The organism is Shewanella sp. M16 (assembly GCF_018224605.1).
In the GTDB taxonomy this organism is placed as follows: Bacteria; Pseudomonadota; Gammaproteobacteria; order Enterobacterales; family Shewanellaceae; genus Shewanella; species Shewanella oncorhynchi.
In genome coordinates, this window is the sequence record NZ_JAGTUL010000004.1 from 99,968 (window position 1) to 117,918 (window position 17,951).

Sequence of the window (17,951 nt, forward strand, 5' to 3'; positions counted from 1 at the left end):
AGCAGAGCCTTTCGGGGCTCTTCTTATTTATTCAACTTTTATTAACGAATTCAATCCGCAAAAATAATAACACTGGGCAGATGGAAGTTTGACCCAGGGACTTAAAAGTTAAGTCTCTAATAAAAATAATAACTGTATCAACAGGGAGAAATTAGCATGACAAGCACGGCTTTAGTGACGAATGATGCCACGGCGTTAGGAATACTCGCGACAATTCTAGGTTTTGTATTTTATACCAGTAGCAGTAGTCATCCTTTTTGGCAGAAGTTTTATCGTTTTATTCCCGCCCTTTTATTGTGCTATTTCTTGCCATCGTTATTGAATACCTTTGGGGTAATCGATGGTAATACCTCACAACTGTATTTTGTGGCATCCCGTTATTTGCTGCCAGCTTGTTTAGTCTTATTGATTTTAAGCGTTGATTTAAAAGCTATTTTAAGTTTAGGGCCGAAAGCTTTGATCATGTTTTTAACCGGCACTGTCGGTATCGTTATCGGCGGCCCTATCGCCTTGTTGCTGGTGTCGGTTATTGAACCTTCTTTAATTGGGGTCGATGGCCCCGATGCGGTATGGCGTGGTATGACGACCTTAGCGGGGAGCTGGATTGGTGGCGGTGCAAACCAAGCTGCAATGAAAGAAATTTATGATGTGGGCGGTAATATTTTCTCTGTGATGGTGACAGTCGATGTGATAGTCGCCAATATTTGGATGGCAGTGCTGCTGTTCCTAGCCTCAAAAGCGAAAGAGATCGATGCTAAAACCGGTGCGGATACTTCTGCAATTGAAGCGTTAAAAGATAAAGTTGAAAAGTATCACGCTGAAAATGCGCGTATTCCTAATCTGCGCGATCTTATGCTGATTGTCGCTGTAGGCTTTGGTATCACAGGTATTGCTCATATCGCCGCTGATTTTCTGGGGCCATTTTTTGAAGTGAACTATCCTTGGACCGCAGATTACAGTTTAACCTCTAAATTCTTCTGGCTAGTGGTGATAGTCACAACGATTGGTTTGGCGATGTCATTCAGCCCAGTGCGTCATTTAGAGGCGGCGGGGGCATCAAAAGTGGCTTCAGCCTTCCTTTACATCTTAGTTGCGACCATTGGTCTACATATGGATGTGAGTAAGGTGCTCGATACGCCATTGTACTTTTTAATTGGTATTGTGTGGATGATCGTTCACGCAAGCTTTATGTTACTGGTGGCTAAGCTGATTAAAGCCCCGTTATTTTATATGGCCGTAGGCAGCCAAGCGAATGTGGGTGGCGCTGCGTCAGCCCCTGTAGTTGCGGCGGCATTTCACCCCGCTTTAGCACCCGTGGGCGTACTGTTAGCCGTATTAGGTTATGCGTTAGGAACCTATATGGCATGGATTTGTGGTCAAATTTTACAGTTAGTTGCGGTATAACCGCCTTAGCTCCTATTCACCGCTGGGAAAGGTTCCAGCATTTTAGAGAGAAGTTGCGATGAGTAATAAAATCATAAACCTAGGTTCAATCGAGATTGCCAACGATAAACCTTTCGTGTTGTTTGGTGGCATGAACGTGCTTGAGTCTCGCGATCTCGCTATGTCGATTGCTGAAACCTACGCCGAAGTGACTCAAAAGCTGGGGATCCCTTATATATTTAAGGCGTCTTTTGATAAGGCGAATCGTTCTTCGATCAACTCTTACCGCGGTCCAGGTATGGAGGAAGGCTTAAAGATTTTTGAAGAGATTAAAAAGACCTTTAATTTACCTTTGATCACCGATGTGCATGAAGTGCATCAGTGTGCGCCAGTGGCAGAAGTAGTTGATATTATTCAGTTACCTGCATTTCTAGCACGCCAGACTGATTTGGTTGTCGCGATGGCAAAAACTGGCGCTATCATCAATGTGAAAAAGCCACAGTTTTTAGCACCACATGAAATGCGCCATATCATCACTAAGTTTAACGAAGCGGGTAATGACGAGATCATCCTGTGTGAACGTGGTTCAAGCTTTGGATATAACAACTTAGTCGTTGATATGTTGGGTATGGACGAGATGAAGCAATCTGGCTATCCGGTGATTTTCGATGCGACCCATGCGCTGCAACGCCCTGGTGGTCGTGCAGATTCAGCGGGTGGACGTCGCGCACAGGCGACCGAGTTAGCGCGCAGTGGTATGGCGCTGGGTTTAGCGGGTCTATTCATTGAGGCGCACCCTGATCCTGATAACGCTAAGTGTGATGGCCCATGTGCGCTGCCTTTGCATCAGTTAGAAAATTATCTGAAGCAAATGAAAGCGATCGACGATTTGGTTAAATCCTTCGAGCCAATCGATACCAGTAAGTAATCGCAAGCTAAGACTTAATGAATTAGTGACTTAATCCTAAAGCCTCGACTCGTTCGGGGCTTTTGTTTTTCAGTCGAGGAATGTGATTGGTATAGCCCCGTAGCTATCTGAAACATTAATGTTTTATGATGGGCTTTGCCTAACAATCTTGTTTTTATAGCCGACCAGATTCTTTACGGAATACCTTTATGTGGATCTTACTCACTTTGCTGGCGGCATTTATGCAGGCTTGGCGTAATGCGTTTCAAAGCCAGCTGAGTAAAGAAGTGAGTGTTGCGGGCGTGACCTTAGCGCGTTTTATTTGGGCTGGGCCGATTGCCGCCGTGTATCTGGCGAGCTTATATCTTTGGCAGGATGTCGGAATCCCCGATTTTAGCGATCGTTTTATCGGTTTTATTCTCGGAGCATCGGCGATGCAAATCCTCGCGACGGGCTTGATGGTGAAATTGTTCAAGCAACAGAACTTTGCCGTTGGTGCTGGGCTAGCCAAGAGTGAAGCTGTGGTCGCGGCTGTGTTAGGCACAGTGTTTTTTGGGACGCATTTATCCCTTTTAGGTTGGTCGGGAGTGTTGTTGGGTGGTGTGGCAATTTTTCTCATGAGTGCCAAACAAGGCCTGCGAAGTCTGTCGCTCAATACGGTATTGATTGGTTTAGCCTGTGGTACTTCGTTTGCGCTGACATCGCTTTGGGTACGAGAAGCGAGTTTATGTTTGAATATTGGTTTCCCCCATAGCGCAGCTTGGGTGTTGCTATTTGTGATAGGCCTACAAACTTTGCTGTTAGTCAGTTATTTGTTGCTTAAGGATAAATTTACGCTGATAGCATTATGGCAACGACCTAAGTTGACTTTACTGACAAGCATCGCCAGTTGTTTAGGTTCTATCGGTTGGTTTAGTGCTATGTCGTTGCAGGCTGTGCCCTATGTTAAAACTTTAGGTCAAGTTGAAGTTTTCTTTATGATCTTGATTGCCACCTTTTGGCTGAAGGAAAAAGTAAAGATAAAAGATATGCTAGGGTTAGTCTTAATCGCTATCGCCGCCATTTTGGTGATGTGGGAATAGACTAAATTAATAGAAGGTATGCTGGTTTTTTAGACTAAAATAGAACTCGATTCAGTGTGTTTATATCAAGCAAACATTCGCTGAGATACAAATATACACACGTCTTGCTCCATAGATTTTGATACCATTTTTAACCGAGCGCAGTGCGAGTTAAGGATATATGCGAAAAAAGTTAGCAAAATTAAATCTGCCATTATGGCAATGGCTGGCAGTCATATTGTTTCCTATTGGGGTTGCTGCTGTCGCAAGTTATCTCTCTGCACAGTATTTTGTTGAAGATAAAGTCAAAGGAGTGGGGGCTATTTATGTGAGTCATATTGATACTTTGGTGTCCCATGCTAATGAAATCAGCCATTATGCATTGGCATTGAAGCATTCTGAGTGTCAAGAGTTATACAACTATATGTTGTTCCAACCTTACTTTCGCTCGGCTTTAATATATGATTCACAACATGTTTATTGCTCATCTAAAACCGGTGATATTGATACTCCCCTGAGCATTGTTAGTGCTACCGAAAATCTTGAAATATCTAACCAGTTTATTATTACGGGCACGCCTTTTATGCCTGAGGTGCCCGCGATAGTGTCATCTAAATGGGACCCTAAATCTAAACACGGCGCCGCTGTGATTATTGAAGGAAAATATTTAGTCGATTCCTTTGTACAGCCCGATGTGTTTCCCAGCGCAGTTATCAATGTCGCTTTATCAATCAATGGTAAAACGATTCCTGAATCACTCGGATTTATCAAAAATGAGGTAATGACTTTAGATTCTGATGAGCACAATTTTTCAGTGTTACTAGAAATGTCACCTGCTTTTTTTAGGCATTTTTTTTGGATATTTTTTGCCATCTCACTACCCTTTAGCATTATTTTGATTACGGGTTCTATCTTGTTTGTGCTCTATTCACGGTTATCTCGTCACTCCCTTGCTGATGATATTCGTAGCGGGATAGAGAACGAAGAGTTCTTTTTGGTTTATCAACCTGTGATCTGTGCTGAGGACGGTAAGGCCAAAGGAGTCGAGGCATTAGTGCGTTGGCAGCACCCACAAATGGGCTTAGTGCGGCCTGATTTGTTTATTCCTATCGCCGAAGAGAGCAAGCTGATTGTTCCATTGACCAATTATATCTTCGAAAAGGCATTAAAAGATTTTGCTAATATGAAGGTTGAAGCGGGCTTTAGAGTCGCGTTTAACGTGGCGCCAGAGCATTTTACCCAAGATGATATCGAGTCGAAATTTATTCATCTGCGGGATTCTTTGGATCGTATTGGCGTTAAGCCTTTAATCGAAATCACCGAACGGCAATTATTAACGCCGGATATTTGCCAGCGCATTGAAAGCTTACGCCAGTTGGGGATTTTAGTGGCTATCGATGACTTTGGTACTGGGCAAACAACCTTATCTTTGTTACAAACCATGCCATTAGATTACTTGAAAATCGATAAATGCTTCATCGATACCATAGGGCAGGATTCCGTGACTTCCCACGTGCTCGATACCATTATTGAGCTCTCTCATAAGATGAATTATGTGGTGGTGGCTGAAGGGGTTGAAACCCAGGAGCAGGCAGATTATTTGACCAGTCGCCAAGTCCATTTTTTACAAGGTTATCTCTTTGCTAAGCCGATGAAGTTGGGGGATTTAAAGTTATGGTTAGTCGAACATTTCAAAAAGTAGCATCATGATGTAAGTCAGCCATAAGGGCGCCTTGGTACCCTTATGGCTATTCAACTGTCTTAACTAAAGGTTCTGGCTAGAGGTTCTGATTAAAGGCTATAACCCGTTTCTTCGTGTTCCGATAAATCTAAGCCGTTAACTTCTTGTTCTGTGCTGACGCGAAGGCCGCCAAGTAGCTTACGGATGATCACAAACAGCAACCAAGTGACCACCGCAGTATAAGTGAATGTCGCCGCAACCCCGATAATCTGTACCCCAAGTTGGTCTATCATAGTGTTATTCATAGTCGCAAAACCGTAGCCGCTAAAAACGCCTAATTGGGTCGAGCTAAAGACTCCTGCCAAAAGAGTACCAAGAATACCGCCGACACCGTGCACGGGGAAAACGTCTAAGGAGTCATCGATTTTAAGTTTCTGTTTGATATAAACCGTTGAGTAAAAACACACGATTCCACCGAGTAAACCTATGACTAAGGCGCCTGCTGGGCCAACATAACCTGAGGCGGGAGTGATAGTGCCTAAGCCCGCTACCATGCCTGTGACTATGCCAAGGGCGCTGGGTTTACCAAACTTAATCCACTCAATTGCCGCCCATGTCATCGCGCCCATAGAAGCGGCGAGATGAGTGGCTAGAATCGCCATGGCTGCGGTGCCGTTAGCGCCTAGCGCACTGCCGCCGTTAAAACCGAACCAACCCACCCACAGCATGCCCGCACCTGTGACAGTCATCGTCAGGTTGTGCGGCATAATGGCCGAGTTTAAAAATCCTTTGCGTGGACCTAGCACTTTAGCGGCCACGAGCGCAGCAACCCCTGCGGTGATATGCACCACGGTTCCGCCTGCGAAATCATACAGTCCTAGCTGTGCTAACCAGCCACCGCCCCAAACCCAGTGGGTGATCGGCGCATAAACCAGTAATAACCAAGCACCTGAAAAGATAAGCACAGCTGAAAACTTCATTCGCTCGGCAAAACCACCGATGATTAAAGCTGGCGTTATGATGGCAAAGGTCATTTGAAATAGCATAAACAGCGGCTCGGGAATATCCCCGCTAAGACTATCGCGACCAATACCTGACAGTAGTGCTTTGTCTAAGCCACCGATGAAACTGTTACCTGTGTCGAATGCGAGTGAATAACCTAGCCCGAACCATAAAACTGACACTAGGGCGGCAATAGAGAAGCATTGCATCAATATTGAAAGCACGTTTTTACTGCGAACTAAACCGCCGTAAAACAAGGCTAATCCTGGCAGGGTCATCAATAACACTAATGCGGATGAGCTTAAGGTCCACGCCGTATTTGCAGCGCTAAATTGACCATCATCGGCGACGGCATTCGTCGCCAATATACTGAATAATATCAATAGGTATTTAATACTGAGTCTGAAGCTCACTAGCATCATAGGGCATCAACTCCTTCTTCCGAAGTGCGAATGCGCACCACTTGTTCTAACGAAGTCACAAAGATTTTGCCATCACCCACTTTGCCCGTATGGGCTGCAGCAATAATGGCATCAATAACGGCATCTTCTTGATCGGAATGAATGGCAACTTCGAGTTTAATCTTAGGTAAAAAGTCCACTGCATATTCAGCACCACGATACAATTCCGTATGGCCCTTTTGGCGGCCAAAACCGCGTACTTCAGTGACTGTCATGCCATGGACGCTGAGCTGGGTTAAAGCTTCACGTACATCGTCTAATTTGAATGGTTTAATGATTGCGGTGACCAGTTTCAATTTTCTCTCCAACAAGCTGCAGACTCAATTTATTGGAATAAAGCAGGAATTAGGCCATATAGATAAAGCATTTATTATCATTGTGTTAACATTAAAACGCACCGAAATAGCTTAAAATTTTGGTGCAAAACAGTGCAAAACAGTGCAAAACAGTGCAAAGCAAAGTTAATCTGCCCTGATTTGGTGCGTATTGTTGGTGCAAGGTAAATTTGCTTGACTAGCATGAGTGCAGCAAAAGCCGAGTGAGTATGGCGCTAGGGTAATTCGCGTTTTAATGTGGTAAATAAAAAGTGAGGATTCAGCAAAAAAATTAAAAATTATTTAAATTAAACATACTGTTATATTTAGTTTTGTTATGTGAGTTTTCTTGCTTAAGCTTCTAGCTGTTTGACGCGCGCCCAGAGGTCAGCATTAACTGGCGCACTTAAACCGTGCGCTCGTGCACGCTCACAGATATAACCATTAATTTGGTCTATTTCAGTTCGTCTTTGGTGTGCAATATCTTGGTGCATCGATGAGAAATTCCCCGCAGTGAGGCGGATCACCTGATAGACCCTGTCGTGTAACAATTGTTTATCTAGAGGCACGCCCTCGAGTGTGGCAACCGTGACTAACTCGTCGAGAATGCCTTTAATCATGTCACTAAAACCTGGCTCGGCGAGTGTGCCATTAGGACATTGATATAGTGCTGTAAGCGGATTAATTGCTGCATTAACGGCGAGTTTCTGCCATAGACAAGGCACAATGGCATTCACCCATTCACTGTTGGGGATAGCCGTCAGTAAAGCATTGCGATAATGCTCAGTGAGCTCTGTACCTGTAAAATGCCCAAATTGAGTTAGCCCTTGTCCAGTTTGCCTAATTTGCCAACTGGCTTGACGTAACACCCCTTGGGAAGTTGTCCCTAGGCTTAGCCCTCTGCCATCAGCTTGCGCATCAATTAGCGGCGCTAGGGCTAAATGAGGTCCCATGCCATTGTGTAATAACAAAATATGGCATTGTCTGGGCAGTTGGTTAAGTAAGGGCAAAAGTGCATCGAGCACTTGATAGGCTTTGACGCAGACAATCACGAGGCAGATATTATCGAGCGCATTGGCCGCTAAGATAGGCACAGAATACTGGAGTGCGTGTGTTTTCTGTTGATTATCATTGGCCGGCGCTAATGGAGTGACGCTAAGTGTCTGCTGTATAGATGCAATTGAATCGCGGCCGATAAGACCAACACCCATGCCCGCTGTAGTCAGTTGGTGGCAAATAAGCTGCCCAACGGCACCAGCACCTAAAATCGCAATATCTTCCACGCGATTTATGTTCACAGCATGAGTCATATGTGTAGCCTTAAGGTATCGGTCATCAGTACCAGTTTGAAGCACCTGAGTTAATCTTCTCGTAATTGCGCTGCGCGGAAGTATTTGCCATAGGCCCAATTGCAAAAGTAAAACAGTGCAATACCCGAAAAGTCGGCAATAACATCACCCACAGAAGCGCTACGGTAGGGCAAACGTGATTGCACTAACTCAATTAAAATGGCGTAGCTTGCCAGTGTGAGAGATAACCAATACCACTTAGGTTTGAAAGCAAGATAGGTGAGATAGGAGAGGCAAAAAAAGCTCCCAAGATGGCCTACCTTGTCGATATTCGGAATACTTTGCGAATAGGTTGGTCTGGAAAATACCAGATAACTGATCACGACAAAGGCTACGGCTAAAGCCAGCTTAAATAGGGTATTTTTAGTTATCACAAATATGTTTGTATTAGCTTAGAGTGGGGCAATGATAGGAAAATGTGTGGCTAAAGTCACCCATGATTACGCTTTTATTCTAGGCTTTACCTTCAACTTAGGCCTGTGTGTGGGTAAACTAGCTGCATATTAATTTGATATGGGACATAAAAACTATGCCTTCAATGGATATTGTGTCAGAAGTGAATGAAGTTGAACTGCGTAATGCGGTTGATAATACTAAGCGTGAGCTGGCGACACGTTTCGATTTTCGAGGTAAAACGGCTGACGTGGAATATAAGGACCATGTGGTCACGTTAACCGCTGAAGATGACTTCCAATGCCAACAATTAGTGGACATTTTACGTATGCAACTGAGCAAACGTAATGTGGATCCGTCTTCGATGGAAGTCGATGAGAAAGCCATCCACAGCGGTAAAACCTTCTCCCTAAAAGTGAAGTTTAAAGAAGGTATAGAAACCTTAATTGCTAAAAAACTGGTCAAGCTAATTAAAGACAGCAAACTTAAAGTGCAAGCGTCTATTCAGGGCGAGAAAGTACGAGTTACAGGTAAAAAACGTGACGATTTACAAGCTGTCATGGCGTTGGCACGTGAGTCTGAGTTAGGCCAGCCTTTCCAATTTGATAACTTTAAAGATTAATCGAGCAGAATTGGTTTAACGTGATGCAGTATCGCGTTTGCCATTTCGTCTTTAAATGTAAAAGCCCTCACACTAAGGTGTGAGGGCTTTTTTATATTGATGACATAAGTGCTATGAGACCTTAATCCGATTTTGTTGGTGCACTTTTTGACGAATCATCCATTAATGATGTGCTTGGATGCGGCGCATACTTGTTGACTAAGACAACCAAAAACAACACCGGAAAGCCAATAACACTGGCGGCGACAAAGAAGTTCACATAACCAAATGCGTCGACATAAGCGCCCGAGAAGCCCGCGATAAATTTAGGGAAAAGCAACATAATCGAAGACAGTAAGGCATATTGCGTTGCACTGTAGCCGTTGCTAGTGAGACTCGAGAGATAGGCAATAAATGCCGCCGTAGCTATCCCAGCGCTGAAGTTATCCACGGAAATAGCAAAGGTTAAAAAGGGCACGTTGTAGCCAATCACTGCCTGCCACGCGAATAGCAGATTGGTTACGGCAACCAGTAAGGCACCGAGGAAAAGGATTTTCATAGTTCCGAAGCGAGCTAACAGAACGCCGCCAAAGGCTGCGCCGACTAAGGTCATGATCAGCCCATAGATTTTACTTAAATAGGCAATTTCTTCCTTAGTGAATCCCATGTCCACATAAAAGACGTTCGCCATAATCCCCATCACAATATCCGAGATCCGGTAGCAAGAAATCAGTAATAAGATGAGGATAGCGCTGCGGCCATAGCGTTTGAAAAAGTCGATAAAGGGTAAAATACTGGCCGTATATACCCAAGATATGCCCGCTGCGATAATTCTAGGATAACGGGCACTTAAGCGTTGTTTTAGCGCTAATTCAGTGGCATCGGCGGCGCGGGTATCGACTTCGGGTTCGCGGCTAAAAAGCGTGGTCAAAATCCCAACAGACATCAATCCTGCCATAATCAGGTAAGAAGTTTGCCATGCCACTAAGTTGTATGCCGTGTTTCCGGGTTCAACCCAAGCCGCTATGGTGAGAGCACCTGCGGTGGCGATAATCATGGCACTGCGATAACCCACTTGATAGGCCGCTGCTAGTGCAGCTTGCATCTTTTCTGGGGCTGATTCAATCCGAAATGCATCAATAACAATATCTTGGGTGGCTGAGGCAAAGGCGACCATTAACGCGAACAGTGCCAAGCGCTCGAGATCTTTGAGAGGGTCACTAAAAGACATGCCTAAGATGGCACCAACCAATAACAACTGAGCGAACAGCATCCAGCTACGGCGGCGGCCTAGAAATCGAGTTAGCAGTGGCAATGAAAGCCGATCGACTAAGGGTGACCAAGCCCATTTAAACGCATAAGCTAAGGCTATCCAGCTGAAATAACCGATTGAAGTGCGATCAACACCGGCTTCACGCAACCAAAATGATAACGTTGAAAATACCAGCATTAATGGTAAACCAGCAGAAAAACCCAGTAATAACAGGATCAAAACCCGCTTGTGATAATAGACACTGAGGGCATCGAGTGTGCGTTGAATAAAACCTGTTGCGGACATAGGCATGAGTCTAAGTGTTTAATCCGCTTAGCTTACGGGTAAGGTGCCATAGGGTTCAAGGGCTAATGGTATTCCTTTTACTTTGGAGTCCCGTTTAGCACAATAAGATGGTTGAATATGGCGCGAGAGTTAACTTTTTGTAGCTAAAAGTTTATCGCTTATCTTTATCGCCAGCATTGATCTTGATAGTAAGGAGAGCGTAATAATGTACACACGAGGAATTGGTTTACGAAATAAAAAGGCCCTATTACAGGGCCATTTTTTATCGATAGGAATGCTGAACTTAAGGTCTTATCCCGATGCATCCCTGCGGCACTCGGCCGCCTAAACTCAGGTAGTCACAGCAATCATTTACTTGCTTACGCAGATATTGATTACCGCGGATCACACAGTCAGGCCACCTGTTAAAGCTGTGGAGCAAGTGCCAAAACACTTTTTCAGTTTCCGTTTGCGCTTCGCCAGTCGAATTCAGTTGCTGCCATTCTTCTAACGTGTCCCATAAGTAAAGTTGCACTTCATGGAAGTCGAGTTCTTCACTCAAAAACGCTTTTCCATAGAAGGCGAGTTGGGGCGCTTTATTATCGATGAACTCAGTTGCCGTCATCGTTTGCCTCCTTTCTGTTTACTATCACAGTATAGATGCAAAATTAGCGCTTTTGCTCGAAATTATATTTTGATTACTGTTTTGGTAATAACTTGGCTTTTTTCAATATGATAGGGGTAACAGGAACATCGGGCCAATTGAGCTTAGTGTTAGTCCCTGTCTCAACGACAGCCATAGCTTCGAGGACGGTTTTACCTTCAATCACTTCACCAAATACGGCATAACCCCAACGACGTTTAGAGGGATCGAGCTTAGTGTTGTCGGCTACGTTAAAGTAGAACTGACGAGTGGCTGAATGCGGCTCGTTTTCACGTGCCATGGCGATCGTGCCCATGCTATTTGTTAGGCCATTTCCTGATTCGTTGACTATCGGCTTACCCTCAGGCAGCTCTTCATACTTGGGGGTGAGTCCGCCGCCTTGCACCACAAAGTCACTGATCACGCGGTGAAATATTGTGTTGTCGTATTCGCCTTTAACGACATGAGTTAAAAAGTTATCGACAGTGATTGGTGCACGAGTTCTATCTAGCTCGACCACGATTTTGCCTAAGCTAGTATCAAATTCGACTCTGGGATACAAGGTATCGGCCTGAATGTCGAGTGCGAGGCTATGATGACTCATAAAGATGAGTAAGAGGGCTGATATCCAACGGAGCATATTGATTTCCTTATAATAAACTGACGCTGTTATTTTTGTAGAAACTGATTAAGCTCAGGATCGTTTAGAATCTCGCCGGTAAGTTGGCCGAGCAATTTGTTCATATCCAGTTCTAAGGTTGCAAAATCGGGCGTTAAAGGACCTTTTAAAGTGCCTTTGGCTTTATAGCGTTTTACCAGCTCTTGGGTGGAATTTTTGGCTTGAACTGCGATTAACACACTGTGTTTTGCCTCATAGCCAAAGGTCTTTTTAGTGATATCCATTTGCAATTCTTCTAATTGAATTTGCACTGAATTAGTTGCGCTTGGGTCGATTTGGTAGCCCGCTTGAGCAAAACCTGCGCGGAATACTTCATCGAGTAACAGTTTAGGCGGTTCGCTCGGGCCAACTAAACGTGTTTTTGTCCCTTCTTCAATAAAACGAGCAACATAATCGACTGTGCGTGTATCTACCGTTTCAAGAGCGATAGGTACAAGTTGCGCCGTTTGTTGGCTGATATTGGGCACTTGAGGGCTGAAAGCCATATGAGTCGGATTTTGGCTGGCACAGCCCGCGAACAGCAGGGGGAAAGTCAAGGTCAGTAATAGCCGTTTCATGGGATCTCTCGTACAAGTAAAAGTGGCTACAGCATACCAGAAATCACTTTTGATGCCACAGAACACCGTGATTCAGTTGAGGTACAGCTTTTATTGCTAATATCTTGTGCTCATTATTCACATCCGTGTTTTCTGTGCATTCACATCATTTATTCGCATAGTTACAAGGCATGGAAGGCAGGTTAAATATGGAAAAAATATCATTCACTTCGTTATTTGTTGGCCTGATGCTGGCGTCAGGCCTGATGAGCTCCAATGCGCTCGCGGGCGATTCTGCCCATATACTGGGTGGTAGTTTAGGTTACGGTACCCAAGAATTTGAAACTAAGAACGGTAAATATGATGCGGGTGACACCTTAACTAGCGACTTATATTACCGCTATATGCTCAACGAGCATTTTGGGTTTGAGGCGGGTTATTTAGCGGGTTCAGGTGGGGTGGCGAGTGCGCTTGTTAGCGTCATCAGTGAGATAAAAGATTTACGTTACCAAGGTGTTAGAACCGCCGCTTACGGTGAGTATGCTTTGTCTCGTGGTAACAGCCTGTATGCCAAATTAGGCGCTGCTTACACTCAAGTCAGCTATGAGATAGATAAACAAGATATGGACTCGGATGATGTCGGTTTTTATGGCGCTGCAGGCTGGCAATATCGATTTAAGTCAGGATTCGGTTTGAATTTGGAATACCAATATATCCCGATGAAAGAGCTTGAATTACAGGGGATCAACTTTGGTATTAGCTACCGATTCTAATCTTTCCTTATCCAACGATTAAAGCGCCTTTAGGCGCTTTAATCGTTTTACAAACAAGGAATTTAAAACATTAAACCGAATACTGACTGGCAACAAAATGACAACATTTTGTCCTTGCACTCTTTTAATGCAATGGGGGACAGGTTAGAGTAAAAATTCGATGTTTAGAATGAGAGAGCATAGATGCTCCCGCGTCTTTTTTGTAAGGCTTAGTCATGTTAACGATAGCAACGCAAATCGCCCCAGATAACCTGATCAATCAGAAGGGGTTACCCCATTTCGGTCATTTCGATGGCATAGTCAAAACCTTAGGTTTAGCGGACTTTGCCTATTTTGATACCATGGATAAACCTGCTTCAGCGTGGGCTAAGCATTTCGATTATAAACAATTTCAGTTTGTCTCTTTGGTCACGCCGCGTTATGTCCTAGGCATCGCGCTTGCCGATATTGCCTACGTCGGCAGTGCTTTTTGTTATTTATACGACATAAAAACCAACACACTCACCCAGCTTGATTGGCTAAAACCTTTGAGGTTTGGCTATCAAATGACACCATCGCCAGCCGAGGGCCGAAGTAGTATTGGCCGTAAAGGGGCGCAGTTAAGCTTTGAGATTGTAGAGGGCGGTTGGCGGTTAATGATTGATACTAAAAACATTCAAGCCGATGTGACTTTACACTCAGCCCCCTTAAGTTTGCCTATGGCTATGTGTAGTCCTACTGGATACAACGGCTGGACTTACACACAAAAGCATAATGGTTTGACCGTTAAAGGTAGTTTGACTGTGGGTCATGAGCCGCAGCCGCTGAATCAAGCTTTAGCAGGCTATGACTTTTCGGCGGGTTACATGCGCCGTGATACCAGTTGGCGCTGGGCGTCAATTAACGCGCGGATCCAAGAGGGCATTATGGGACTTAATTTAGCGGCGGGTGTCAATGAAACTGGGGCTACTGAAAATGTCTTTTGGATTAATGGTGAGCGTCATTTACTCGGGCCAGTGCAATTTGAGTTTGATCGCCATGCCACGCTCGGCGCCGAGGTTTGGCGAGTCCACAGTCAAAATGGCCAAGTGGATTTGCAGTTTGCGGCGCGCAATTGTCGCAGTGAAAAGCGTAATTTGCTCTTGCTTAAGAGTAATTTCCGCCAATTCATCGGTCATTTCAGTGGCACGATTACCGATAATCAAGGGCACAGTTACCAGTTAAATAATGTTCTGGGACTCGCCGAAGATCATTATGCCCGCTGGTAGCTAACGGCGACTAACGGACCGCAGCTGCCTGCGTTGTGGCGTTGAATGCGGTTTATAGAATGCAGTCAGAATTTTTATAAAAGTAACAATAAAAATAACCATAAAATAAAAATAGAACAGGATGATCTTATATGGATATCTCCTCGCTGATCCAGCACCCAGAGCTGTTACTGCTAGTGCTCGCACCTTTGTTTTTCGCGTGTATTTTGCTGGAATGGTACTTTGGCGATAAAAGACAAAGGCTACCGTTAAGTGCACGTTATCGCGGCCAAGAAGTGCTGTGTAATTTCAGCCTCGCGGCCATGCATCAAGGTGCTGATTTACTCACTGGTTTGCTGATCGCTAAGCTGTATCTGGCGATGTTTGGTTGGAAGTTATTCGATATTGAAATGGGCCCATTGAGCTTTATTGCCTTGATGGTCGCGCAGGACTTTTGTTATTACTGGTTCCACAGGGCGAGCCACAGAGTCCGCTGGATGTGGGCGGCTCACGTGGTGCACCATAGCTCTGAGAATATGAATTTTAGCACTGCGTTTCGTCAGAGTTTAATGTATCCCTTTGCAGGCATGTGGGTATTTTGGCTACCGCTGGTGGTTATAGGTTTCGATCCAAACTGGGTGGTGTTTGTGGTATTACTCAATCTGGGATTACAATTTTTTGTGCATACCCAAGCGATTAAATCACTCGGACCGCTGGAATGGGTCTTCAATACTCCATCACATCACAGGGTGCACCACGGTCGTAATCCCCAATATATAGATAAAAACTATGCGGGTGTGCTGATTATTTGGGACAAGCTGTTTGGCACTTTTGAGCCCGAGGTAGAGACTGTGATTTACGGCATTACTAAGCCAGTGAATAGTTTTAATCCCTTTAAAGTGACTTTTAGTGAATGGCGAGACATGTTTGCAGAGGTTACCGCGACAGGTTTGAGTGTTAAACAACGACTACGTATCTTGTTTGCTCCACCTTCCAGCAGTTTAAAAAGCGAGGAATAACAATTCACTGCATTTTCCAAGTTAAATAGCGCAAATGGCTAATAGAGTCTTGAATTTAGCCTTGCTAGCCTATATTCCGTTTTTTGCCACTGTTTTGGTGTAAAAATGTACAATCCCATACTTTGGTGGTACTTTTTGGGGTAAGGAATTTAACTCGGGAGGACTTATCATGATGGATGAACCTCGATTATCCGCGGAGGAGCTTGCTTGTTTTAGCGAACTTTTTTCGCCGACTCGTGTGGGCACTGCCTTGACTAACGATCCCCTAGTCAATCACGTGCTCACAGTCACAACTGAAGTACCGCAAGTTATCGCCTCGATTCTCGGTAAGGCAAAACTCACTTTATTGGCCGAAGTCGGGCCCTATAAACTCTGGTTTCCGCTACTGATGAAAGTGGATGACTTTGGTCAGTTTCAACCCACTTTAGGTGTGCCTGAGGTTCTCGATGCCTCGGGAGTGGAGCGCAGTTGGCGGTTAACTCAAGCCGATGATGTGTGGATATTCGACCACGATCAAGGTGAGCAATGGTCTGTTGCCTCGTTATCCAGTTCTGGCATGGCCATTCGTGCTAAATCACAGCAGCAATTTAAACAATTGTTAGGCAGTAAAGACTTGCAATTACAATTGCCCAATGGCGAGACTATGCGCGTCGATATCGAGCCTATTCGTAGCGAGAAAGGTCTGGCTTTCGTTAAGTTTCAGGCCGAAACCGAAGAGCGTGAAGCGTTACGTCAATTCTTATTTAGTCGTCACCGTAGCCAGCACGCTCAGCTCTACCGTGACTTACGTTAGTACCTGCATTGCGACAGTTTTCGGCCTTGTGTTAGTTGACCTGTTATCTAAAAATCTCAGTTCTGCAGCTCAAATGTGAAATCTACTGATTTTGAAACTGTCATTTGTGATTGCTGTACTTTTCCCTGATTGTTACCTGCCAATCTGTCGCTTGATGGATTAGAATGGCGGTGAATTCAACACATCAGAGCGAGCGGTATGCACGTACATATTTTAGGAATTTGTGGAACCTTCATGGGGGGGCTAGCGTTATTGGCTAGGGCCAAAGGGCACAGAGTGACGGGCTCGGATGCCAATGTCTATCCTCCAATGAGCACGCAACTAGAGGACCAAGGCATTGAGCTTATTCAAGGTTTTGATCCTAGCCAGCTGGGTGAAGCAGGGCACTATCCTGACTTAGTTGTCATTGGTAATGCCATGAGCCGGGGTAATCCTTGTGTGGAAGCCGTGTTGAACATTGGCATCCCTTATACTTCTGGCCCGCAGTTTTTAGCCGATCATATTTTGCCTGAGCGTTGGGTGCTGGCAGTGTCTGGCACTCACGGTAAAACCTCGACATCTAGCATGTTAGCCTGGATTTTAGATGATTGTGGTTATGAGCCTGGGTTCTTAATCGGTGGCGTACCGCAAAACTTTGGTGTGTCGGCACGTTTAGGCAAGACCGCTTTCTTTGTCGTTGAGGCTGACGAATACGACAGTGCCTTCTTCGATAAACGTTCGAAATTCGTGCATTATCATCCGCGTACCTTAGTGATCAACAATCTTGAGTTCGATCATGCCGATATTTTTGCCGATCTGGCTGCGATTCAAAAACAGTTTAACCACTTAGTTCGCACCGTTCCTGGTGAAGGCAAGATCATTTGGCCCGCCGATTCCCATGCCGTTAAGCAAACGATTGATATGGGTTGTTGGAGTGAGCAAGAAACCTATCATTTAGCCGAATCGACCAGCGGTTGGTATGGCAAAGCGTTAAGTGATGATTGCCATCGCTTTGAAGTGTTTTTTGATGGCGAATCTCAAGGCATTCTCGAATGGGATTTGATTGGTCAACACAATATTGAAAACGCCATGATGGCCATTGCTGCCGCACGCCACGTGGGCGTTAAGCCGAGTGCTGCAATTGAAGCTTTAGCTAAGTTTATGCCACCTAAGCGTCGACTCGAATTACTCGGAACCGTTAATGGTGTGAGCGTATACGACGACTTTGCACACCATCCAACGGCGATTGCGACCACGTTAAAAGGCATGCGGGCTAAGGTTGGGCAGAGCAAAATTACTGTGGTACTTGAGCCGCGCTCAAATACCATGAAGAGCGGTGTCCATAAAGACACTTTAGCTTTTTCTATGATGCAAGCCGACGAAGCCTTTTTATATCAAGCCGATACCATCGACTGGAATATGAAAGAAGCCATGGAAGCGGCGGTGATCCCTGTGACTGTGTTACATCAAATTGATGATGTGGTCGCGAAAGTCGCAGCAACCGCCAAAGCAGGCGACACCATAGTGGTGATGAGTAACGGCGGTTTTGGTGGGTTACATAAGAAGCTGCTGGCCGCATTAGAACAGGCTTCAACTGTAGAGCAGGTTAGCTAA

18 protein-coding genes are annotated in these 17,951 nt (G+C 44.9%); 10 read left to right on the plus strand and 8 right to left on the minus strand.

From position 1 onward, the window contains the following. The first annotated feature begins 156 nt into the window (after positions 1 to 156). The 4 genes from KFE26_RS04025 to KFE26_RS04040 all read left to right on the plus strand — a co-directional run bounded on the left by KFE26_RS04025 (position 157) and on the right by KFE26_RS04040 (position 5,053). Positions 157 to 1,404 carry a DUF819 domain-containing protein gene (locus tag KFE26_RS04025; protein ID WP_105250145.1) on the plus strand — a complete coding sequence of 416 codons (1,248 nt, stop codon included), beginning with the start codon at positions 157 to 159 and terminating at the stop codon, positions 1,402 to 1,404. A 58-nt stretch (positions 1,405 to 1,462) separates the two neighbouring features. Beyond that, positions 1,463 to 2,311 (plus strand): 3-deoxy-8-phosphooctulonate synthase, encoded by an 849-nt coding sequence (kdsA, locus tag KFE26_RS04030; RefSeq protein WP_105250144.1) that lies wholly within the window; start codon positions 1,463 to 1,465, stop codon positions 2,309 to 2,311. Positions 2,312 to 2,499: 188 nt separating this feature from the next. Then, positions 2,500 to 3,372, plus strand: a complete 873-nt coding sequence (locus KFE26_RS04035) for a DMT family transporter (protein ID WP_212599729.1) — start codon at positions 2,500 to 2,502, stop codon at positions 3,370 to 3,372. A gap of 160 nt (positions 3,373 to 3,532) precedes the next feature. Then, positions 3,533 to 5,053, plus strand: coding sequence for an EAL domain-containing protein (locus tag KFE26_RS04040; protein ID WP_212599730.1), 1,521 nt, complete (start codon positions 3,533 to 3,535; stop codon positions 5,051 to 5,053). Between the two features lie 89 nt (positions 5,054 to 5,142). Here KFE26_RS04040 and KFE26_RS04045 read toward each other — a convergent pair whose 3' ends face one another. From KFE26_RS04045 to KFE26_RS04060, 4 genes are all read right to left on the minus strand, one after another. Continuing rightward, on the minus strand, positions 5,143 to 6,456 hold the full coding sequence (locus KFE26_RS04045; RefSeq protein WP_212599731.1) for an ammonium transporter: 1,314 nt from the start codon (positions 6,454 to 6,456) through the stop codon (positions 5,143 to 5,145). Then, on the minus strand, positions 6,453 to 6,791 hold the full coding sequence (locus KFE26_RS04050) for a P-II family nitrogen regulator (protein ID WP_105250140.1): 339 nt from the start codon (positions 6,789 to 6,791) through the stop codon (positions 6,453 to 6,455). The genes KFE26_RS04045 and KFE26_RS04050 overlap by 4 nt, the downstream gene beginning before the upstream one ends. 371 nt (positions 6,792 to 7,162) lie before the next feature. Then, positions 7,163 to 8,119, minus strand: coding sequence for a ketopantoate reductase family protein (locus KFE26_RS04055; protein WP_212599732.1), 957 nt, complete (start codon positions 8,117 to 8,119; stop codon positions 7,163 to 7,165). Positions 8,120 to 8,169: 50 nt separating this feature from the next. Next, a complete protein-coding gene (locus KFE26_RS04060; RefSeq protein ID WP_105250138.1) occupies positions 8,170 to 8,532 on the minus strand; it encodes a VanZ family protein in 363 nt (120 codons plus the stop codon). A gap of 155 nt (positions 8,533 to 8,687) precedes the next feature. On the opposite strand from KFE26_RS04060, the gene KFE26_RS04065 reads away from it, so the two are divergent. Continuing rightward, the gene (locus KFE26_RS04065) at positions 8,688 to 9,173 is read left to right on the plus strand and encodes a YajQ family cyclic di-GMP-binding protein (RefSeq protein ID WP_006080274.1); all 486 of its coding nucleotides are present in this window, start codon (positions 8,688 to 8,690) and stop codon (positions 9,171 to 9,173) included. Positions 9,174 to 9,294: 121 nt separating this feature from the next. Here KFE26_RS04065 and KFE26_RS04070 read toward each other — a convergent pair whose 3' ends face one another. The 4 genes from KFE26_RS04070 to KFE26_RS04085 form a co-directional block, all read right to left on the minus strand. Continuing rightward, complete coding sequence (locus KFE26_RS04070; RefSeq protein WP_105250137.1) at positions 9,295 to 10,710, minus strand: AmpG family muropeptide MFS transporter; 1,416 nt, start codon at positions 10,708 to 10,710, stop codon at positions 9,295 to 9,297. Positions 10,711 to 10,993: 283 nt separating this feature from the next. Next, positions 10,994 to 11,314 carry a hypothetical protein gene (locus tag KFE26_RS04075; protein ID WP_028761869.1) on the minus strand — a complete coding sequence of 107 codons (321 nt, stop codon included), beginning with the start codon at positions 11,312 to 11,314 and terminating at the stop codon, positions 10,994 to 10,996. 73 nt (positions 11,315 to 11,387) lie between these two features. Next, positions 11,388 to 11,972 carry a peptidylprolyl isomerase gene (locus KFE26_RS04080; RefSeq protein ID WP_028761870.1) on the minus strand — a complete coding sequence of 195 codons (585 nt, stop codon included), beginning with the start codon at positions 11,970 to 11,972 and terminating at the stop codon, positions 11,388 to 11,390. A gap of 29 nt (positions 11,973 to 12,001) precedes the next feature. Beyond that, complete coding sequence (locus tag KFE26_RS04085) at positions 12,002 to 12,568, minus strand: YajG family lipoprotein (RefSeq protein ID WP_105250136.1); 567 nt, start codon at positions 12,566 to 12,568, stop codon at positions 12,002 to 12,004. 227 nt (positions 12,569 to 12,795) lie between these two features. Here KFE26_RS04085 and KFE26_RS04090 point away from each other — a divergent pair, with 227 nt between their 5' ends. The 5 genes from KFE26_RS04090 to mpl all read left to right on the plus strand — a co-directional run bounded on the left by KFE26_RS04090 (position 12,796) and on the right by mpl (position 17,951). Next, positions 12,796 to 13,320: a porin family protein gene (locus KFE26_RS04090; protein ID WP_409437975.1), complete on the plus strand. Its 525-nt coding sequence runs from the start codon at positions 12,796 to 12,798 to the stop codon at positions 13,318 to 13,320. A gap of 215 nt (positions 13,321 to 13,535) precedes the next feature. Further along, on the plus strand, positions 13,536 to 14,567 hold the full coding sequence (locus KFE26_RS04095; RefSeq protein WP_212599733.1) for a DUF2804 domain-containing protein: 1,032 nt from the start codon (positions 13,536 to 13,538) through the stop codon (positions 14,565 to 14,567). 131 nt (positions 14,568 to 14,698) lie between these two features. Beyond that, a complete protein-coding gene (locus KFE26_RS04100; protein ID WP_212599734.1) occupies positions 14,699 to 15,565 on the plus strand; it encodes a sterol desaturase family protein in 867 nt (288 codons plus the stop codon). Between the two features lie 169 nt (positions 15,566 to 15,734). Then, positions 15,735 to 16,358, plus strand: coding sequence for a hypothetical protein (locus KFE26_RS04105; protein ID WP_006080282.1), 624 nt, complete (start codon positions 15,735 to 15,737; stop codon positions 16,356 to 16,358). Positions 16,359 to 16,556: 198 nt separating this feature from the next. After that, positions 16,557 to 17,951: a UDP-N-acetylmuramate:L-alanyl-gamma-D-glutamyl-meso-diaminopimelate ligase gene (gene mpl, locus KFE26_RS04110; RefSeq protein ID WP_198572859.1), complete on the plus strand. Its 1,395-nt coding sequence runs from the start codon at positions 16,557 to 16,559 to the stop codon at positions 17,949 to 17,951.

What these genes read in the sequence shown, in the direction of transcription:
- KFE26_RS04025 (WP_105250145.1), top strand. Translation starts at nt 157, where the DNA reads ATGACAAGCACGGCTTTAGTGACGAATGATGCCACGGCGTTAGGAATA.
- kdsA (WP_105250144.1), top strand. Translation starts at nt 1,463, where the DNA reads ATGAGTAATAAAATCATAAACCTAGGTTCAATCGAGATTGCCAACGAT.
- KFE26_RS04035 (WP_212599729.1), top strand. Translation starts at nt 2,500, where the DNA reads ATGTGGATCTTACTCACTTTGCTGGCGGCATTTATGCAGGCTTGGCGT.
- KFE26_RS04040 (WP_212599730.1), top strand. Translation starts at nt 3,533, where the DNA reads ATGCGAAAAAAGTTAGCAAAATTAAATCTGCCATTATGGCAATGGCTG.
- KFE26_RS04045 (WP_212599731.1), bottom strand. Translation starts at nt 6,456, where the DNA reads ATGATGCTAGTGAGCTTCAGACTCAGTATTAAATACCTATTGATATTA.
- KFE26_RS04055 (WP_212599732.1), bottom strand. Translation starts at nt 8,119, where the DNA reads ATGACTCATGCTGTGAACATAAATCGCGTGGAAGATATTGCGATTTTA.
- KFE26_RS04065 (WP_006080274.1), top strand. Translation starts at nt 8,688, where the DNA reads ATGCCTTCAATGGATATTGTGTCAGAAGTGAATGAAGTTGAACTGCGT.
- KFE26_RS04070 (WP_105250137.1), bottom strand. Translation starts at nt 10,710, where the DNA reads ATGTCCGCAACAGGTTTTATTCAACGCACACTCGATGCCCTCAGTGTC.
- KFE26_RS04075 (WP_028761869.1), bottom strand. Translation starts at nt 11,314, where the DNA reads ATGACGGCAACTGAGTTCATCGATAATAAAGCGCCCCAACTCGCCTTC.
- KFE26_RS04080 (WP_028761870.1), bottom strand. Translation starts at nt 11,972, where the DNA reads ATGCTCCGTTGGATATCAGCCCTCTTACTCATCTTTATGAGTCATCAT.
- KFE26_RS04085 (WP_105250136.1), bottom strand. Translation starts at nt 12,568, where the DNA reads ATGAAACGGCTATTACTGACCTTGACTTTCCCCCTGCTGTTCGCGGGC.
- KFE26_RS04090 (WP_409437975.1), top strand. Translation starts at nt 12,796, where the DNA reads ATGCTGGCGTCAGGCCTGATGAGCTCCAATGCGCTCGCGGGCGATTCT.
- KFE26_RS04095 (WP_212599733.1), top strand. Translation starts at nt 13,536, where the DNA reads ATGTTAACGATAGCAACGCAAATCGCCCCAGATAACCTGATCAATCAG.
- KFE26_RS04100 (WP_212599734.1), top strand. Translation starts at nt 14,699, where the DNA reads ATGGATATCTCCTCGCTGATCCAGCACCCAGAGCTGTTACTGCTAGTG.
- KFE26_RS04105 (WP_006080282.1), top strand. Translation starts at nt 15,735, where the DNA reads ATGATGGATGAACCTCGATTATCCGCGGAGGAGCTTGCTTGTTTTAGC.
- mpl (WP_198572859.1), top strand. Translation starts at nt 16,557, where the DNA reads ATGCACGTACATATTTTAGGAATTTGTGGAACCTTCATGGGGGGGCTA.